Below are 15660 nucleotides of genomic sequence, written 5' to 3' on the forward strand. Positions count from 1 at the left end.
GCCGTTGTGGGCTCAATTGGTGGATCTTAGCGTCATCTGACGAAGTGTTCGGCTTGCCGGCCGGTAGGCCGGACAGCCCCGCGCAAACCGCCAGGGACGTGACATGGGAACACCTCCACCGCCCAACAACACGGAAATCGTCAGTACCTCCTGTATCGAGGTCACGGGAACGGGCCGACGCAACGACCCGTACCAGCTCGAACCCGTCATCAGCCCCGACGACTGCAACGCGCTCAGGTGCACTCCCGACGGGCTTCTCGTTCCGCGTACGGTACCGGCCGGGATCGAGCGGGGCGGGAACATCGGCGCCGCGCGCTCGGTGGACATCGACGTCACCGACACCGGAGGCGAGAACTGCCCGGACACCTGGGCCATCGGTGCCCGGCTCACCCCCGTCTACGGGCAGGCGGCCGGCCAGAACCGCTCGTTGCCCCTCAACGGCGAGTGGACACCCACCGACTGCGTGGCGACGCTGCCCGAGCCGGGCGTGTACCAGGTGACGGCCATGGCCGTGGGGCAGATCTGCGCCATCGCCAGGTTCAGCACCAACGTGTGGATCACGTTCGCACTGCAACGCGACAACGACGTGATCCTGGCAGGGTCCGGTGTGGTGCAGCACCAGTACGGTTTTCCGCCGCTCGGCAACGGCTACCAGGCGTGCCATGTGGGCCAGGGCTCCATCACGCGGAACATCGTCGTCGGTGACCGGGCCACCCTCCGCCTGGTGGCCTCCGCCTCCGGGCGCGTGGCCGAGAACAGCACGCTGCAACGTGCCGAGATCCGCGCGCCCCGCATCTCGTGGCACAAGATCTCCGACTAGGGGGAGCCATGAGCGACAGCACACCCCCCGCCGGCCTCCGCGCCCGTTACTTCACCCGCCAGGGTGAGGGCGTCCAAGTGGTCCACAACCTCCGTGACGCCACGGCGTACCGGGAGCTGGGCTATGAGGAAACGGACGAGGAGGCCTACAACGCCAGCCTGCCCGACTCCGCCGACGGTCCCTGCCTGGATCATTTCGCGGACTGCCAGGGAGGCTGAGGAAACACCGCGCCGGGCCGCGTCGATGCTGCGCCCGCGGCCCGGCACGGTCAGGTCGTACGCGACCTGCTGCTCTTTCCGGTGCTTTCCGGCAGGGCCTCACCCGCGGTCCCGCGCCGGCGTTCCGTCGCTCACAGAGCCGGGCCGCCCGTGTCGCCCGGCTTGATCCGGCCGCGCCACGCGCCGGACTCCGCGCCGTGTTCCTCGATGTACTCCTTGAACCGCTTCATGTCGCCCTTGACGCGGCGGTCGATGGTGCCGATCAGGTCCCCGACCTTCTCCACGGGGCCGCTGGTCTCGACGTCCATCACCAGCTCCACCCTGGTGTGGCTGTCGTCCACCCGCTCGAAGCGGACGCTGCCCCGCTGGCTGGTGTCGCCGCCGACCGTGCGCCACGTGATCCGCTCGTCCGGCAGCTGGTCGACGATCTCGGTGTCGAACTCCCGCCGTACCCCGCCGATCTTCGTGGTCCAGTGGTTGTGCCGGTCATCCACCTGGGTGACCTCCTCGACGCCTTCCATGAAGTTCGGGAAGCTTTCGAACTGCGTCCACTGGTTGTAGGCGGTGTGCACCGGAACGCCGACTTCCACCGCTTCCTTGACCGTGCTCATCTTGAGGTCTCCGTTCTCACTGGTGGGGTCTCTCCCGGGCCGGCCGTCCGTGCGGCGCGCCCGGGCCGGAACTGCCGGGTACCCGGGGAGCCGACGGTCATGGCCACCGACTTCGATCATCGCCGCCGGGCTCGCCGGGGCCCCCGGCGCCGGGCCCGGCGCCCGCCGCTCGCGACCGGGCCGGCGGGGTGCGGATCCGGCCACCGCCCCCGTCTTCGGGCCACCGCCTGACGTGGTGTTTTACAGTGTTTGCCACCAGTTCAGGGCAACAGGACCTGTGAGGGAATCGCGAACATGCCGACCGAGACGTTTGAGTTCCAGGTAGAGGCCCGTCAGCTGCTCCAGCTGATGATCCACTCGGTCTACTCGAACAAGGATGTCTTCCTGCGGGAACTCGTCTCCAACGCCTCCGACGCGCTGGACAAGCTGCGTCTGGAGAAGCTCTGGGACGACTCGCTCGACGCGGACACGTCCGATCTGCACATCGAGATCGACATCGACAAGGACGCCCGCACCCTCACCGTGCGCGACAACGGCATCGGAATGTCGTACGACGAGGTCGGGCAGCTCATCGGCACGATCGCCAACTCGGGCACCGCGAAGTTCCTCCAGGAACTGCGCGAGGCCAAGGACAAGGCCGGTGAGGACGGGCTGATCGGCCAGTTCGGCGTCGGCTTCTACTCCGGCTTCATGGTGGCGGACGAGGTCACCCTGCTGACCCGGCGGGCCGGCGAGAGCCAGGGCACCCGGTGGTCCTCGCGCGGCGAGGGCACGTACACGCTGGAGAAGGTCGACGACGCGCCGCAGGGCACGTCGGTCACGCTGCACCTCAAGCCCGCCGACCCGGAGAACCAGCTCCACGACTACACCTCCCCGTGGAAGATCAGGGAGATCGTCAAGCGGTACTCGGACTTCATCACCTGGCCGATCCGCATGGTGCCCGAGAAGGCCGGCGAGGGCGACGAGACGCCCGAGCCCGAGACGCTCAACTCCATGAAGGCGCTGTGGGCGCGGCCCCGCGACGAGGTGTCCGACGACGAGTACCACGAGCTGTACAAGCACATCGGCCACGACTGGCGCGACCCGCTGGAGACGATCCGGCTCCAGGCGGAGGGCACCTTCGAGTACCAGGCCCTGCTGTTCCTCCCGGCGCACGCCCCCCACGACCTGTTCACCCGCGACTTCAAGCGGGGCGTGCAGCTGTACGTCAAGCGCGTGTTCATCATGGACGACTGCGAAGCGCTGCTGCCGCCGTACCTCCGCTTCGTCAAGGGCGTCGTGGACGCCGCCGACCTGTCGCTGAACGTCTCCCGCGAGATCCTCCAGCAGGACCGCCACATCGAGATGATGCGGCGCCGGCTGACCAAGAAGGTCCTGTCCACGGTCAAGGAGATGATGACCAAGGACCAGGAGCGCTACGGCACCTTCTGGCGGGAGTTCGGCACGGTCCTGAAGGAGGGACTGGTCACCGACGCGGAGAACCGTGACGCCATCCTCGCCGTCGCCTCCTTCGCCAGCACGCACCACGACACCGAGCAGACCACCCTGGCGCGGTACGTGGAGCGGATGAAGGAGGGCCAGGAGGACATCTACTACCTGACCGGCGAGTCCCGGCAGAGCATCGAGAACTCCCCGCACATGGAGGCCTTCCGGGAGCGGGGCATCGAGGTGCTGCTGCTCACCGACCCGGTCGACGAGGTGTGGGCCGACGCCGTCGGCGAGTACGACGGCAAGAAGCTGCGCTCCGTCGCCAAGGGGCAGATCGACCTCGACGCCAAGGACGAGGACGGCGCCGACGACGACCGGGAGAAGCAGACCGAGGAGTACGCCGGCCTGCTGGGCTGGATGAAGGAGCAACTGGACGAGGACATCAAGGACGTACGGCTGTCCTCCCGCCTCACCGTCTCCCCGGCCTGTGTCGTCTCCGACGCGCACGACCTCACCCCGGCGCTGGAGAACATGTACCGCGCGATGGGCCAGGAGGTGCCCCGCGCCAAGCGGATCCTGGAGCTGAACCCGGACCACCAGCTGGTGAAGGGCCTCAACCAGGCGTACCGGGAGCGCGAGGACCGCACGGAGCTGGCCGAGACCGCCGAGCTGCTGTACAGCCTGGCGGTGCTCGCCGAGGGCGGCCAGCCCAAGGAGCCGGCCCGCTTCGTCAAGCTGATGACGGACCGCCTGGAACGCGCGCTGTAAACAGCCCGCGCGGGGCGCTGTCAGCCCGGCGCGCTCCCGCCGGATGCCGTACCACCGCGTGGACACGCGCCCGCTCCGCCGTCGAGGCGACGGCGGAGCGGGCACGTCCGGATCGAGGGCCGCCGCGCGCGGCGGCTGCCACGGGGCCGGCCGGTTCGGACGGCGCAGGGGGACGATGAAGCATTCGCCCGGCCGGGTCCGGTCGTACCCGGGGACAACGCGCCGTCGCGGGTCCGGGCGGGGTGCGTCAGCCGGTGCCGCGCTCCAGCACCCTGCGGGCCGCCTCGGCCTCCGCCGCCGGCGGGGACAGCTCGTCCAGGGTGTCCAGCTCGTCGTCCGCTTCCAGCTCCCGCGTCCAGGCCGCCGCGAGCCGCTCCTGCTCCTCGCGCGGCCGCGCGCCGACGGCCTCCCGGTGGTCGGGGTCCAGCGCCGCCAGGAATCGTTCGACCGGGTCCGTCGGCATGCCGTGCTCCTTGTCGCCGCGAGGGGGTGCCGCTCCCGGCCAGCATGGCCAACCGTGCGCGCGCCCGCCGCCCGACACGGGCCCGGGCCACCCTGATGGCCCTGCCGCCCCTCCCGCCCCGGGCCCGTCAGGTCTGCCGGGCGTGCACGGGCGCGTTGGCGACCTCGTCGGGACACTTCCGGCGCGGGTCGCGCCGCCGGTCGCGCCGCCAGTCGGACACCGCGAGGGCCAGGGAGGCCGCCATGCCGGCCAGCCCGGCGCCCAGTGCGGTGACGAGAGCGCCGCGGTAGTCGCCGCTTCGGCCCAGCACCAGATAGAACAGGCCGGGCAACGCGGCGGTGCCCAGCGCCGCGCCCAGCCGCTGCCCGGTCTGCAGCGCGCCGCCCGCCGCGCCCGCCATGCGCACGGGCACCTCGCGCAGGGTCATGGTGATGTTGGGGGAGACCACGAAGCCGCCGCCGACGCCGCCGAGGAAGAGCACCGGCGCGGCGAGCCAGGGCGCGAGATCCAGGGGTGCGAGCCGCACCAGCAGCGCGGTGCCGCCCAGGCCGGCGATCACCCCCGCGAGGCCGCAGACGGTGAGCAGCCGGCCGTAGCGCTCCACCAGCCGGCCGGAGACCACGGCCGCGCTCGCCGAGCCGAGCGCGAAAGGGGTGACGGCGAGACCGGACCGGAGCGGGGAGAAGTCCAGCCCCCGCTGGTAGAAGAGGGCGAACACCAGCCACACGCCGCTGAACCCGACGAAGTACAGCGTGCCGATGCCGGCGCCGATGGCGTAGCCGCGCACGGTGGTGAACAGCCGCGGGTCCAGCAGCGGCTGGGAGCCCCGGGCGACGAGACGGTGCTGCCGCCGGGAGAAGACGGCGAGGAGCGCGGCGCCGGCGAGGAACAGCCACCACAGGCGCTCGATGCCGCCGGACTCCGCCAGCACCAGCGGACACATCAGCGCGAGCACGCCGAGCCCGAGGAGCAGCACGCCGGGCAGGTCCACCCGGCCCCGCCCGGAGCGCCGGGTGCGGGGCAGCAGACGGCGGCCGAGCAGGACGGCGAGGATGCCGATGGGAACGTTGACGTAGAAGATCCACCGCCAGCCCTGGGCGCCGGAGGCCAGGGCGAGGATGGCGCCGCCGGTGATCGGACCGGCGGCGGAGGATATGCCCACGGTGGCGCCGAAGAAGCCGAAGGCGCGGCCGCGTTCGGCGCCGCGGAACATCTGCTGGATGAGCGCGGAGTTCTGCGGGGCCATGAAGCCGGCCGCCAGTCCCTGGGCGAGCCGGGCCGCCACCAGCAGGGTGATGTCCGGGGCCGCGCCGCAGGCCGCGCTGAACACCACGAAGCCGCCGAGGGCCAGCAGGAAGATACGGCGCCGGTCCAGGGCGTCACCGAGCCGGCCGGCGGTCACCAGGGCGAGGGCGAAGGTCAGGGCGTATCCGGACACCACCCACTGCACCTGCGCCGGCGAGGCGCCCAGATCGTGCTGGATGGTGGGCAGGGCGACCGCCACGATGGTGACGTCGAGCAGGCTCATGAACCCGGCCACCAGCGTCACCCACAAGGCGCGCCACCGCCGCGGATCGGGCTCGTACCCGCCGTCGCGGGTGTCCGGTTCCCGGCCGCCCGCGGCCGCCGTCGACGCTGTCACGTGGACTCCTTCCGACCGAGGCAACCGGGCGGACCAAGTTCCCCCGCCCCTGCCGGACACACATACCCGGCCGCTACCCGCAACCCCGGCACGGCACCCGGTCGCCGACGAGGCACCGGACGGACATCTCGCCTAAACTGACCTCATGGACACAAAGAGTGACGACATACTTTCACGCCGTGAGCATCCGCCGCTCTCCCGGAGCACCGCCCTGATCTGCGCGGCAGCCGCGGCCGGAGCCCTGCTCGCGGGATGCGGCACCGACTCCGGCGGCGAAGCCGCGCGGAGCGGAGCGGCCGAGGCCGACCGGATCGCCGCGACCTCCCCCGCGCCGTCGGGCAACCTCACCGAGGACCAGCAGGAGCGCAAGGCGCTCGTCCCCAAGGCCAAGACCGGCTACGAGCAGGCACTCAGCGCGGCGGTGGGGGCCGTACCGGACTCCAAGCCGGTCTCCGTCGAACTCAAGGGCTCCCCGGACAGCCCCCGGTGGGAGGCGGAGGTGGCCACGGGCGACGGCACCGCCCACACCGTCTCCGTCGACGCGGTCGGCGGGAAGGCCGGCCAGGCGCGGGCCGAGGACAAGGACAGCGACGACAAGCGGGAACTGGCGGACCTGCTGAAGAAGGCCACCGTCACCCCGCAGCAGGCCGCGCAGACCGCCACGGGCAAGACCAAGGGCACCGTCACCGCCGTCGAACTCGACGACGACGACGGCGGCACCCCGAAGTGGTCCGTCGACGTGGTGACGACCGACGACTGGAACAAGACGACCTTCGACATCGACGCGACCAACCGCAAGATCCTCCGGGAGCACGTCGACCGCGACTGACGCTCCGCCCGCGGCCCACGGCCCGCGGGAAGCGAACCGCGGCCGCTCCGCACCGGTCCGCCCGCCGGGACGGCCGACCGCCGCCCGGCGGAGGACGGTTACCGGCCTGCGTGGGCGGCCGTGCCGCGGTGCCGCCGCGGTCGCTCCCCGCCTCGGCCGCGCAGGGAGACCTCCGTCTCGGTGAGGACGCGGTGCACGAACCCGTACGACCGGCCGTAGGCCTCGGCGATGGCCCGTATCGACCTGCCGGCCTCGTACTGCTGCTTCATCTCCCGCGCGAGCTCCTCACGGGCCGCACCGGTGATCTGTTCGCCTTTGCGCACAGCTCGTCTCCTTCCGTGGTCCGTTCCGGTCGTGAGCGTCGTCTACCCCGGAAAGGACTCGATGCCCCTGACCGCCGCGTTCTTTCCCGTCCCCGCCGACGGTGGGGCCGGCCCCCGTTTTCCCGCCCGGCACGGGGGAACCCGGGCGCGGCGACCAGTGGAGCGGAGGACGCCATGAGCGGACACACCGGCGAGCCCGCCGACCGGTACGGACGGGCCCGCGACGAGGAGGAGCCCGGAGCGCACTCGGGCGGCGAGAGCCAGGCCCGCGAGCGCACGGTCCCGGGGACGTCCAGTGCGAAGGAGGGCTACCAGCCCGACAGCGGCACCGTGGCCGGCGAGCCGCTGCGCGGTGTCGAGGCCGGGGACCGGCGGCGTGACGACCGGCCGCGGGGCGGCGAGGAGGACCGGTCCGAGGGCTGACCGCCGCCGGACGCTACCCGTCCTCCTCGGACGGGCGCCGTACGAGCAGACGGCTCACCTCGAAGGTGATCTCGGTCGTCTCCGGCTCGGGCGGCGGGTGATAGCGCCCGGCACACACCGAGAGGTTGACGATCAGGAAGGCGTGCCAGCGGCGCCCCACCCCACGCCGGTCGGCGAACACCTGCTCGCCGTTCAGCCACCAGACCACCGAGTGGCGCCCGAACTCGGTGCGCAGGTCGATCCAGGCGCCCGGCCGGACCGCGTCGTGGTGCACGTACCGCTGGGACCCGCGCACATGGTTGGTGAACTCCAGCAGGTCGGGGTGGTCCGGGTGGTACTCGAAGACGTCGACCTCGTGGCCGCCGTCCCGCCAGGTCCAGACGGCCGGCCACGCGCCGGTCTCCGTGGGCAGCCGGACCCGGGTCTCCAGCACGTCCCCCGCCAGGAGGACGAACTCCTCCTCGCTGTCCTCGGTGGTCAGCAGGCCGGTGTCCCACCTGCCGTCCGGCCGCCGGGTGGCCCGGAACACGCCCGAGCGGCTGTGGCTGGCGTCCTCCACCAGGTGGTCCAGCTTGTCGTCGTCCGGATTGACCGGGCCGCCACCCGGATAGGCCGAGGAGCGGCCCGCGGTCCACTGCGCCGTCGAGGTGAAGTCCGCCGTGAACACCACGTCGGTCCGGCGGGGATCGCGGGGGGCCGGAGGCGACGCGCCTGTCGTCGGTTCGTTCATGTCCGATGTCTCACCGGCGGCGCTCCGGACATGCATATGGGCTGATCAACGCGTCGTATTTCCTTCGTGTGGGTGAAGATGACGCGCCGGGAGCGTCACGGCAGGCTGGCGCCCTGGGCCCGGAGCTCCCGCTGGATGGCGCTCACCGGGACGTCCCGCGGCCGCCGCCCCCGGGACGCCGCGAGGGCCGCGCAGACGCCCGCCGCCTGCCCGGTGGCCATGGAGATGGGCATCACACGGTAGGAGGAGTGGGCCACGTGGTCCCCGGAGATGCAGCGGCCCGCGACCAGCACCCGGTCCAGGTCCCGGGGGAGCAGACAGCGCAGCGGGATGTCGTAGGACGCGCCGCGCGGCAGCCGCTGGAGCCTGGTGCCGCGTCCGCTGGGGTTGTGGATGTCGACCGGGTAGGCGCCGCGCGCCACGGCGTCGTCGAACTTGCGGGCCGTCAGCACATCCTCCCCGGTCAGCCGGTACTCGCCGGCGATCCGCCGCGTCTCGCGGACGCCGACCTGGACACCGCTTTGCACCACGTAGGAATCGGCGAAGCCCGGCACCCGGCTGCGCAGGAACCGGGAGATCTGCGCCATCTGCCGGTGCGCGGCGAGTTCCGCGCGGGTCAGGTCCCAGACGCTGGTGCCGAGAACCTCGGTGACCCGGGTGGAGTTGACCGCCACCTCACCGGCGTTCGGGGTGGCGAAGAAGAGCATGTCCTCGCGCGGCAGGTCCAGCTCACCGGCGTCCGTCGCCGCGCGGACCAGCTCCCACAGCCCGTGCACGCCCTTCCACTGGTCCGGCCGGGCGCGGGTGTAGGCGGTGAACCGCTCGTGGTCGAAGCGGACCATGCGGAACATCAGCGTCATGGGCTGGGTCCAGCCGTCCTCCGGCCGGCCGATCTCGTACCCCGCCCCGGCCGCCGCGGCGATGTCGCCGTCGCCGGTGCAGTCCACGATCACGTCCGCGTCCAGCACGAGCGGCCCCGACTTGGTCTCGAACACCGCCCGGACCCGGTCGGGCAGGCTGAGCACGTCGGAGGCGAAGGCGTGCAGCAGCATCCGGACCTCGTGGTTCTCCAGCAGCTCGTACGCCGCCAGCTTGAACAGCTCCGCGTCGAACGGCACGGTGTAGCCGGTCTCCAGCGAGGGCCGGATCGCCGCCCCGGTACGCACCAGCTGGTCGAGCAGGACCCACAGCACCCCGCCGACGACCGGCTCGCCCTCGCCGTGGTCGGCGGGCAGCAGCCGCGTGGTGTCGCCGGGCACGGCCTGCTTGACCTCGTTGTGGAAGCTCATGAGCGGCATGACCAGGGCCGCGGTGGCGTTGCCGCCGAGGAAGCCGTAGCGCTCCACGAGGACCACCTCGGCGCCCGCGTCGGCCGCCCCGAGGGCCGCGCCGAGGCCGGCCGGACCCCCGCCGACCACCAGTACCTGGGTGGACCCCGCGTGCAGGGCCTGGCGGGGCGGCAGCTCCACCGTGGTGGGGACGCGGGGCGGCATCAGATAGGACACGATCACTCCCTCGGGGACCGGCGGCCGTCGTTGTCAGCCGGCGGCGGAGGCGGGCACCGGCGTGCCGGTGCGGCGGACGCAGGGCGCGGCGCCGTCCAGATAGGCGAGGAGCCGCTCGCCGGTCCGGGCCGCCCGCAGCCGCATCGCGGCCGTGCGCACCGCCGCGTCCGCCGCGCGGGCGTGCCGCTCGTCCCACAGCCGGTCCACCTCCGCCAGCAGCAGCCCGGCCGTCTCCCGGACGACACCGCGCAGCGCGGGCGCGCCGATCCGCTGGGCGAAGTCGAAGACCTTCCCGGCGTACGGCAGCGGCAGCAGGGGGATCCCGGCCAGCGCGGCGAAGACCAGGAAGTGCAGCCGCATGCCGACGGCCAGGTCCAGCTGCGCGACGATGTCGAGGACCTCCTGGGGCCCGTGGTTTTGGTGCAGCACCGTGCAGTGATCGGCCGCCGCCATCCGGGACGCCACGGCGTGCGCGTGCCGGATGTCACCGCGCTCCATGGAGACGAAGACGATGTGCGCGTCCAGCCGGTGCACCAGGAAGTCACCGACGCCCGCGAGCAGTTGGTGGTACCCCTCCTCGTCCAGATGCTCGGCCGCGTGCCCGGGCTCGCGGACGCTCATCCCCACCAGCCGCACCCGGCGGGGCACCGCCTCCGCCCGCAGCAGGGCCCGGCCGCGGTCGCCGGGTTCCAGCAGCAGCGCGGGGTCGGCGGTCACGGAGACGGGCCGGGTGACCCCGGCCTCTTCGAGGACGAGCTTCGACTCCTCGTCGCGGACCGTCACCTCCACCGCGTCCGACAGCACCGCCCGCACGTACGCGCAGTCCGTCTCGTCGGTGAGCGGGCCGGCCCCCACCGCGTAGGTGAAGACGGGGACGCCGAGGCTCTGCGCGGTGCCGGCCAGCCGCAGATACCGGCGCGCCTCGGTGTCGTAGAGAATCCCGCCGCCGCCGACCACCAGGACGTTCAGCCGGCGCAGCGAATCGGAGACGCCCTCCCGGCAGACCCCCTCCCAGCCGGCGACCTCGACGTCCGGATGGACCGAGCGGGTGTGCGCCGGATTGCGGGAGAAGACCACGAACCGGGTGTCCGGGCGGCCGGCCCGGACCTGGTCCAGCAGGGCGGTGAGGATCGCCTCGTCGCCGACGTTGCGGCCCCCGTAGGAGCCCAGTACGCCTACGGTCACGCCGTTCGCGCCATCCATGACCGCTCCCTTACGGCTCACAGCAGAAGCTGTATCAGCTTGCCGCCTTGCGGTGGGAACACGCGACCGGGGCCGCGCCGGGGCCGGCCGCGTCAGCGGGCGACGCGGTGCCTGCGCCCGCCCCGGCGGAAGCGCAGGGCGGCGTAGACCAGCGCGAGGACCAGCACCACGGCGCCGATGACCAGGAGATAGAACAGGCCTTCGACGACGAAGCCGATGATCCCCAGGACGACGGCCACGAGGATCAGCAACAGGAACAGGCTCATCGGATCTCCCGGATCTCCCGGCGGGTTCGGTGGGTCAGCGGCGGGCCAGACGTCGCTCGCCGCCGGCGCCCGGTGCGTAGGGCAGCTCGTAGTGGGCGAAGACCCCCGGCTCGTCGGCGGCGGTCAGTTCGCCGTCGGTGTCGATGGACGGGGCCTTCTTGACGTGGCCCTTGCCCTGGGCGACCTTCAGGTAGCCCGGACCGACCTTCGCACCCGTGAGGGGGACGAACACCAGCCGGCGGCGGGTGGGCACCCCCACGGTCACCGTGGCGAAGAAGGGCTCGTCGGTGGCGGTGTCGACGTAGACCGACTCCAGGACACCGATCTTGTGACCGTCCTCGTCGACCACGTCGTGATTGCGCCACTCGCGGATATCGGATGCTTCGAACATCGGTACCTCCTGTGCACGGGGTACCCACTCGCGGGCCGGGGATGTGGCGCCGGTGGTGTCGATGCCCTCGTACGGCGTACCGGTCCGGGGCCGGATGCCCGGCCGGTACGCCGAGTGATCAGCTCACGGGCACGAGGTCAGGAACTCGATCAGCGCCGCGTTCACCTCGTCCGGCCGTTCCTGCTGGGTCCAGTGGCCGCAGCCGGCCAGCTTCACCGGCTCGCGCCACAGGCTGGGCATCAGCGACGGCAGCCGCTCGATGAGTTCCGGCGTGCCGGGGAAGGCGGGGACCACGTCACGGTCGCCGTAGATGTACAGGGCCGGCGGGGTGACGACGGCACCGTGCCAGGGGGCGGTCAGCTCCCAGTTGCGGTCGAGGTTGCGGTACCAGTTCAGGGCTCCGGTGAAGCCCCGGGAGAAGCTCTCCGTGAGCGCGTCGAGATCCTCCTCGGTGAACCACTCCGGCAGCACCTCGGGGTCGGCCATGTCCGCGAGCCAGCCGCGCTCGGGGTCCACCAGCGGCTGCCGCTGTCCGGCGCCGGGAGCGTCGCCGGAACCCCAGTAGAAGAACTTGCGCAGCGCGGTGCGGGTGTCCTCGGCGAACTCGGCGTCGGCCACTCCGGGACGGTTGAAGTAGTTCCAGTAGAAGCGGCCGCCGAACCTCTGGTCCATGGCGGGCAGCGGAGGCCGCGACCCCCGGAACGGCGGCGGCACGCTCAGACCGGCCACCCCGCGCACCAGGTCCGGCCGCAGCAGCGCGGTGTGCCAGGCGACCGGCGCGCCCCAGTCGTGCCCGACGACGTACGCCTTCTCCTCGCCCAGCTCCCGGATCAGCCCCACGACGTCGCCGACCAGATGCAGGATGGTGTACGCGTCGACCGCCTCGGGATGGTCGCTGCGCCCGTATCCGCGCTGATCGGGAGCGACCACCCGGAAGCCGGCGGCGGCCAGCGGGCCGAACTGGCGGTGCCAGGAGTGCCACGACTCCGGGAAGCCGTGCAGCAGGACCACCAAGGGGCCCTCGCCCTCCTCGGCGATGTGCAGCCGGATGCCGTTCACGTCAACCATGCGATGCTCAACCATGGTCCCGAGACTACTCGCGTGATCATCGCGCGGACGGCGACCCGCACCCTCGCCCTGCGGAGGGCCGGGGGCCGCGCCGGGGTCGCGGTACGCCGACGGGGGCCGGCCGAGCAGCGTCCGGAAGGCGGCCGTGTACGCGGCGGGGTTGTCGGGATACATCGCGGCGGGCCCCGCCCTGCTCCTCGGTTCGCTGCCCGCCATCCCCCTGCTGCGACGGATCACCGGCCGGGTCCCGGACCGCGTCCACTCCGTCGCCTACGTCGTCCTGCTGGTGGCCGTCCTCGTCGTGATGGTGGCGGCCGGGCCGTGACACGGTGAGCCGGGACGCGCGTCGGGCCCGGGCGCCCCGTCGCCGGCGCCCGGACCCTCGGTGGCCTGCTCGGTCAGCCGCTCACAGCCGCTGCCACAGCGCCGGGGCGTTCGGCGGCTCCCACCCGCTCTGCGCCTGGTGGCCCTGGAGGCAACGGTAAGCGGCCCCGCCGTACGTCACCGTGTCGCCCGCCTGGTAGACGGTGCCGGCCGCCCAGGTGCCGCCCGGCTCGCCCGGGTCCTCGGGGTCCTCCGGGTCCTCCGGGCCGGTCCCGGTCGTCTTCAGGGTGAGGCCGTAGGACTGCAGGATCGGGTTGACCGGCTGGAAGTACGTCGTACCGCCGCTGGTGCAGTTGCCCGAACCGCCCGAGGTGACGCCCTGCGCCTGGCTGCCGGAGATGAACGAGCCGCCGGAGTCGCCCGGTTCGGCGCACACCGACGTACGGGTGACGCCGCTGACGGTGCCCTCCTGGTACGTCACGCTGGTGTTCAGCTGCTGCACCGTGCCGCAGTGCCAGCCCGTCGTGGAACCGGAGCGGCACACCGAGGAGCCCACCGGGGCCTGCGTGGACCCGGCGACCTGGACGCTGGAACCGGTGACGTTCGGCGTCGCCGTCCAGTTGGCGTTGGTCGCCACCCACGCCATGTCGTTGCCCGGGAAGACCGACGCCTGGAAGGTGCCCTGCGCGACCCGGTTGGAGCCGGTGGTGGTGGCGCCGGCCCGTCCGCAGTGCCCGGCCGTGGCGAAGCCCTGCTGGGTGCCCCGGGTCACCGGGAAACCGATCGAGCAGCGGCTGCCGCTGCCGATGTAGTACGCGTCGCCGCCGCGCAGGTCGTACAGCGCGCGCGGGCGTTCGGCCGACTTCACGATCCGGGCGAGGGAGGCGTCGACGTGCGCGGCGGCCAGCAGGGAGCGCGCGGCGTCCGGCCGTACCGCCTCCACCACCAGGGTGTTGGTGGGCACGTCGACGTACCAGACCGGGGCGTCGGTGGTGGCGCGGTGGGCCGCGGCGCGGTCCACCCGGGCCTTGGCGGCGTCCAGCGCGGCCAGGGAGTGCTCCACGACGACCGCGCGGGCGCCGTGCGCCCGGATCGCCGGCACGTCGGCCGGGTCGGTCGTGGCCACGGTCAGTGTGTCCGACTCCGCGCCCCGCACCCAGGCGCCGGCGAAATCCCCGCCGAGTGCGGCCCCGAGCCGTCCGGCGGTGGCGCCCGCCTCGGCCTCGTTGGCCAGCCGGCGCTCCGCCTGCCGGCGGTCCAGCCCCAGGTCCCGCTGGAGCGCGCCGAGGAGGGCGGGCGGTGCCGCGTCGGTGCGGAGCGTCTCGGCGGCCGTGGGCGGGGCGGGGGAGGCGGACGGCTGGGCGCTCGCGGAGCCGCTGAGCCCGGCCGCGAGCAGGGCACCCGCTGCCGCGGCGGCGGCGCACGCGGCTCTGAGGTGTCGTGGGAGCATGGGGAGGTCTCCTCGGATTCGGTGGAGTGCCGAAACCGTAGGGAGATCCCGCCCCGCCCGATAAGACGTCAGCCGACCCCCTGCCCCCGCGTTATGGATGACGGGGGTGTGAACCGGGGGCGTTCAGGAGGCCAGACCGGTGCGGCGGTGCCGGGCCGCGGCGTCCCGGTCCTCGCGCCGCGCGAGCCAGTGCGCGTAGCTGTCGCTGCGGGCCGCCACGCCGGCGTGCGCCGCGCGGGCCTGCGCCAGCACCGTCGTCACCGTCTCCGGCCGCTGGCCGGCCCGGTGCCAGCCCAGCAGATGCCGCCACACCAGCGGGGTTCCGGCCAGCGGACGGGTGGTGAGCCCGGGCGTCGGCGGGAAGGTGGCCCGGCACAGGCCCACCGCCCGGCCCACCTGCACCAGATGGACACAGGACGCGGTGTCCGTCTCGTACATGCGGCGGGGCGTGAAACCGGCCCGGGCGCAGGCCGCGGTGAAACAGTCCCCGAAACAGCCGTCGCCCGGGACGCACGCCCACTCCTCGTCGGCGAGCGCGGCCAGGTCGGCCTCCCGGCCCCGGGCGAGCGGATGGCCGTCGGGGAGCATCACGAACACCGGGTCGACCGCGACCTCCTCCCAGGCCAGCTGCGGGGCGTCGGGCGGGGGAGCGGAGCCGCAGGCGCCGGCGAGCGCGAAGTCCAGGCGCCCCTCGGCCAGCAGCTCCGCCAGTTCCCGCTCCGACCAGGAGGCACAGGTGGTCACGGTGGTACCGGGGACGGCGTCGGCGAGCCGGTCCACCAGCGCGCCCAGCAGCGGACCGTGGGTGCCGCCGAGCCGCAGCCGCTCCCCGTCGCGCCGGGCGCGCGCGAACCGGGCCGCCTCCCGCTGGAGTTCGCTGACCGCGGGCAGCACGATCCGGGTGCGCTCCAGGACCAGCTCGCCGAGGGCGGTGGCCCGTACGCCGAACCGTCCGCGCTCGAAGAGGGTGCCGCCCAGGGCCCGCTCGATGCGCCTGAGCTGCGCGCTGAGCGCCGGCTGGGCGAGTCCCAGGGCCGTCGCCGCCTTGGTCAGACTGCCCGCTTCCGCGATGGCCCGAATCGTTCTCAGATGCCGCAACTCCAGCTCCATGAGGGGAGCTTGCGGGGTGGGCGGGCCCGGGGCAAGAGGCTGGTACGGACCAGAGGGGCGGGTTTCGCTGTTTCCCGGTGTCCCGGTC

At 72.9% G+C, this 15660-nt stretch carries 18 protein-coding genes; 6 read left to right on the forward strand and 12 right to left on the reverse strand.

The window, feature by feature from the left end; all coding sequences use genetic code 11:
- Window positions 1-103 precede the first annotated feature (103 nt).
- Window positions 104-820 (forward strand): hypothetical protein, encoded by a 717-nt coding sequence (locus ABD350_RS30075; protein WP_344351952.1) that lies wholly within the window; start codon window positions 104-106, stop codon window positions 818-820.
- A gap of 8 nt (window positions 821-828) precedes the next feature.
- On the forward strand, window positions 829-1038 hold the full coding sequence (locus ABD350_RS30080; RefSeq protein ID WP_344351954.1) for a hypothetical protein: 210 nt from the start codon (window positions 829-831) through the stop codon (window positions 1036-1038).
- 131 nt (window positions 1039-1169) lie between these two features.
- Here ABD350_RS30080 and ABD350_RS30085 read toward each other — a convergent pair whose 3' ends face one another.
- Window positions 1170-1649, reverse strand: coding sequence for an SRPBCC family protein (locus ABD350_RS30085; RefSeq protein WP_344351955.1), 480 nt, complete (start codon window positions 1647-1649; stop codon window positions 1170-1172).
- Between the two features lie 294 nt (window positions 1650-1943).
- Here ABD350_RS30085 and htpG point away from each other — a divergent pair, with 294 nt between their 5' ends.
- Window positions 1944-3845 (forward strand): molecular chaperone HtpG, encoded by a 1902-nt coding sequence (gene htpG / locus ABD350_RS30090; protein ID WP_344351957.1) that lies wholly within the window; start codon window positions 1944-1946, stop codon window positions 3843-3845.
- 247 nt (window positions 3846-4092) lie between these two features.
- Here the strand turns inward: htpG and ABD350_RS30095 are convergent, their stop codons facing one another.
- Both ABD350_RS30095 and ABD350_RS30100 read right to left on the reverse strand, forming a co-directional pair.
- The gene (locus tag ABD350_RS30095; RefSeq protein WP_344351959.1) at window positions 4093-4308 is read right to left on the reverse strand and encodes a hypothetical protein; all 216 of its coding nucleotides are present in this window, start codon (window positions 4306-4308) and stop codon (window positions 4093-4095) included.
- Window positions 4309-4435: 127 nt separating this feature from the next.
- Window positions 4436-5950, reverse strand: a complete 1515-nt coding sequence (locus ABD350_RS30100) for an MFS transporter (protein ID WP_344351961.1) — start codon at window positions 5948-5950, stop codon at window positions 4436-4438.
- Window positions 5951-6095: 145 nt separating this feature from the next.
- On the opposite strand from ABD350_RS30100, the gene ABD350_RS30105 reads away from it, so the two are divergent.
- Window positions 6096-6779, forward strand: coding sequence for a PepSY domain-containing protein (locus tag ABD350_RS30105; RefSeq protein ID WP_344351963.1), 684 nt, complete (start codon window positions 6096-6098; stop codon window positions 6777-6779).
- A 98-nt stretch (window positions 6780-6877) separates the two neighbouring features.
- Here the strand turns inward: ABD350_RS30105 and ABD350_RS30110 are convergent, their stop codons facing one another.
- Entirely contained in the window at window positions 6878-7102 is a 225-nt protein-coding gene (locus tag ABD350_RS30110) for a helix-turn-helix domain-containing protein (RefSeq protein WP_382466640.1), read from the reverse strand.
- Window positions 7103-7276: 174 nt separating this feature from the next.
- Here ABD350_RS30110 and ABD350_RS30115 point away from each other — a divergent pair, with 174 nt between their 5' ends.
- Window positions 7277-7525, forward strand: coding sequence for a hypothetical protein (locus ABD350_RS30115; protein ID WP_344351964.1), 249 nt, complete (start codon window positions 7277-7279; stop codon window positions 7523-7525).
- A gap of 13 nt (window positions 7526-7538) precedes the next feature.
- Here ABD350_RS30115 and ABD350_RS30120 read toward each other — a convergent pair whose 3' ends face one another.
- The 6 genes from ABD350_RS30120 to ABD350_RS30145 all read right to left on the reverse strand — a co-directional run bounded on the left by ABD350_RS30120 (window position 7539) and on the right by ABD350_RS30145 (window position 12703).
- On the reverse strand, window positions 7539-8255 hold the full coding sequence (locus ABD350_RS30120) for a LamG domain-containing protein (protein ID WP_344351966.1): 717 nt from the start codon (window positions 8253-8255) through the stop codon (window positions 7539-7541).
- Window positions 8256-8350: 95 nt separating this feature from the next.
- The gene (locus ABD350_RS30125) at window positions 8351-9760 is read right to left on the reverse strand and encodes an FAD-dependent oxidoreductase (protein WP_344351968.1); all 1410 of its coding nucleotides are present in this window, start codon (window positions 9758-9760) and stop codon (window positions 8351-8353) included.
- Window positions 9761-9793: 33 nt separating this feature from the next.
- Window positions 9794-10963, reverse strand: a complete 1170-nt coding sequence (locus ABD350_RS30130; RefSeq protein WP_344351970.1) for a polysaccharide pyruvyl transferase family protein — start codon at window positions 10961-10963, stop codon at window positions 9794-9796.
- 92 nt (window positions 10964-11055) lie between these two features.
- Window positions 11056-11229, reverse strand: a complete 174-nt coding sequence (locus ABD350_RS30135; RefSeq protein ID WP_344351972.1) for a hypothetical protein — start codon at window positions 11227-11229, stop codon at window positions 11056-11058.
- A 34-nt stretch (window positions 11230-11263) separates the two neighbouring features.
- Window positions 11264-11620, reverse strand: coding sequence for a PRC-barrel domain-containing protein (locus tag ABD350_RS30140; protein WP_344351973.1), 357 nt, complete (start codon window positions 11618-11620; stop codon window positions 11264-11266).
- A gap of 123 nt (window positions 11621-11743) precedes the next feature.
- On the reverse strand, window positions 11744-12703 hold the full coding sequence (locus tag ABD350_RS30145; RefSeq protein WP_344351975.1) for an alpha/beta fold hydrolase: 960 nt from the start codon (window positions 12701-12703) through the stop codon (window positions 11744-11746).
- 145 nt (window positions 12704-12848) lie between these two features.
- Between ABD350_RS30145 and ABD350_RS30150 the strand changes: the two genes are divergently transcribed.
- A complete protein-coding gene (locus tag ABD350_RS30150) occupies window positions 12849-13013 on the forward strand; it encodes a hypothetical protein (RefSeq protein WP_344351977.1) in 165 nt (54 codons plus the stop codon).
- A gap of 81 nt (window positions 13014-13094) precedes the next feature.
- Here ABD350_RS30150 and ABD350_RS30155 read toward each other — a convergent pair whose 3' ends face one another.
- Entirely contained in the window at window positions 13095-14462 is a 1368-nt protein-coding gene (locus ABD350_RS30155) for a trypsin-like serine protease (protein ID WP_344351979.1), read from the reverse strand.
- Window positions 14463-14585: 123 nt separating this feature from the next.
- Window positions 14586-15572, reverse strand: a complete 987-nt coding sequence (locus ABD350_RS30160; RefSeq protein WP_344351980.1) for a LysR family transcriptional regulator — start codon at window positions 15570-15572, stop codon at window positions 14586-14588.
- Window positions 15573-15660 lie beyond the last annotated feature (88 nt).

It is taken from the genome of Streptomyces nogalater (assembly GCF_039532885.1).
Lineage (GTDB): Bacteria > Actinomycetota > Actinomycetes > Streptomycetales > Streptomycetaceae > Streptomyces > Streptomyces nogalater.

What these genes read in the sequence shown, in the direction of transcription:
- ABD350_RS30160 (WP_344351980.1), bottom strand. Translation starts at nt 15,572, where the DNA reads ATGGAGCTGGAGTTGCGGCATCTGAGAACGATTCGGGCCATCGCGGAA.
- ABD350_RS30135 (WP_344351972.1), bottom strand. Translation starts at nt 11,229, where the DNA reads ATGAGCCTGTTCCTGTTGCTGATCCTCGTGGCCGTCGTCCTGGGGATC.
- ABD350_RS30120 (WP_344351966.1), bottom strand. Translation starts at nt 8,255, where the DNA reads ATGAACGAACCGACGACAGGCGCGTCGCCTCCGGCCCCCCGCGATCCC.
- ABD350_RS30105 (WP_344351963.1), top strand. Translation starts at nt 6,096, where the DNA reads ATGGACACAAAGAGTGACGACATACTTTCACGCCGTGAGCATCCGCCG.
- ABD350_RS30155 (WP_344351979.1), bottom strand. Translation starts at nt 14,462, where the DNA reads ATGCTCCCACGACACCTCAGAGCCGCGTGCGCCGCCGCCGCGGCAGCG.
- ABD350_RS30085 (WP_344351955.1), bottom strand. Translation starts at nt 1,649, where the DNA reads ATGAGCACGGTCAAGGAAGCGGTGGAAGTCGGCGTTCCGGTGCACACC.
- ABD350_RS30130 (WP_344351970.1), bottom strand. Translation starts at nt 10,963, where the DNA reads ATGGATGGCGCGAACGGCGTGACCGTAGGCGTACTGGGCTCCTACGGG.
- ABD350_RS30115 (WP_344351964.1), top strand. Translation starts at nt 7,277, where the DNA reads ATGAGCGGACACACCGGCGAGCCCGCCGACCGGTACGGACGGGCCCGC.
- ABD350_RS30145 (WP_344351975.1), bottom strand. Translation starts at nt 12,703, where the DNA reads ATGGTTGAGCATCGCATGGTTGACGTGAACGGCATCCGGCTGCACATC.
- ABD350_RS30140 (WP_344351973.1), bottom strand. Translation starts at nt 11,620, where the DNA reads ATGTTCGAAGCATCCGATATCCGCGAGTGGCGCAATCACGACGTGGTC.
- ABD350_RS30080 (WP_344351954.1), top strand. Translation starts at nt 829, where the DNA reads ATGAGCGACAGCACACCCCCCGCCGGCCTCCGCGCCCGTTACTTCACC.
- ABD350_RS30075 (WP_344351952.1), top strand. Translation starts at nt 104, where the DNA reads ATGGGAACACCTCCACCGCCCAACAACACGGAAATCGTCAGTACCTCC.
- ABD350_RS30095 (WP_344351959.1), bottom strand. Translation starts at nt 4,308, where the DNA reads ATGCCGACGGACCCGGTCGAACGATTCCTGGCGGCGCTGGACCCCGAC.
- htpG (WP_344351957.1), top strand. Translation starts at nt 1,944, where the DNA reads ATGCCGACCGAGACGTTTGAGTTCCAGGTAGAGGCCCGTCAGCTGCTC.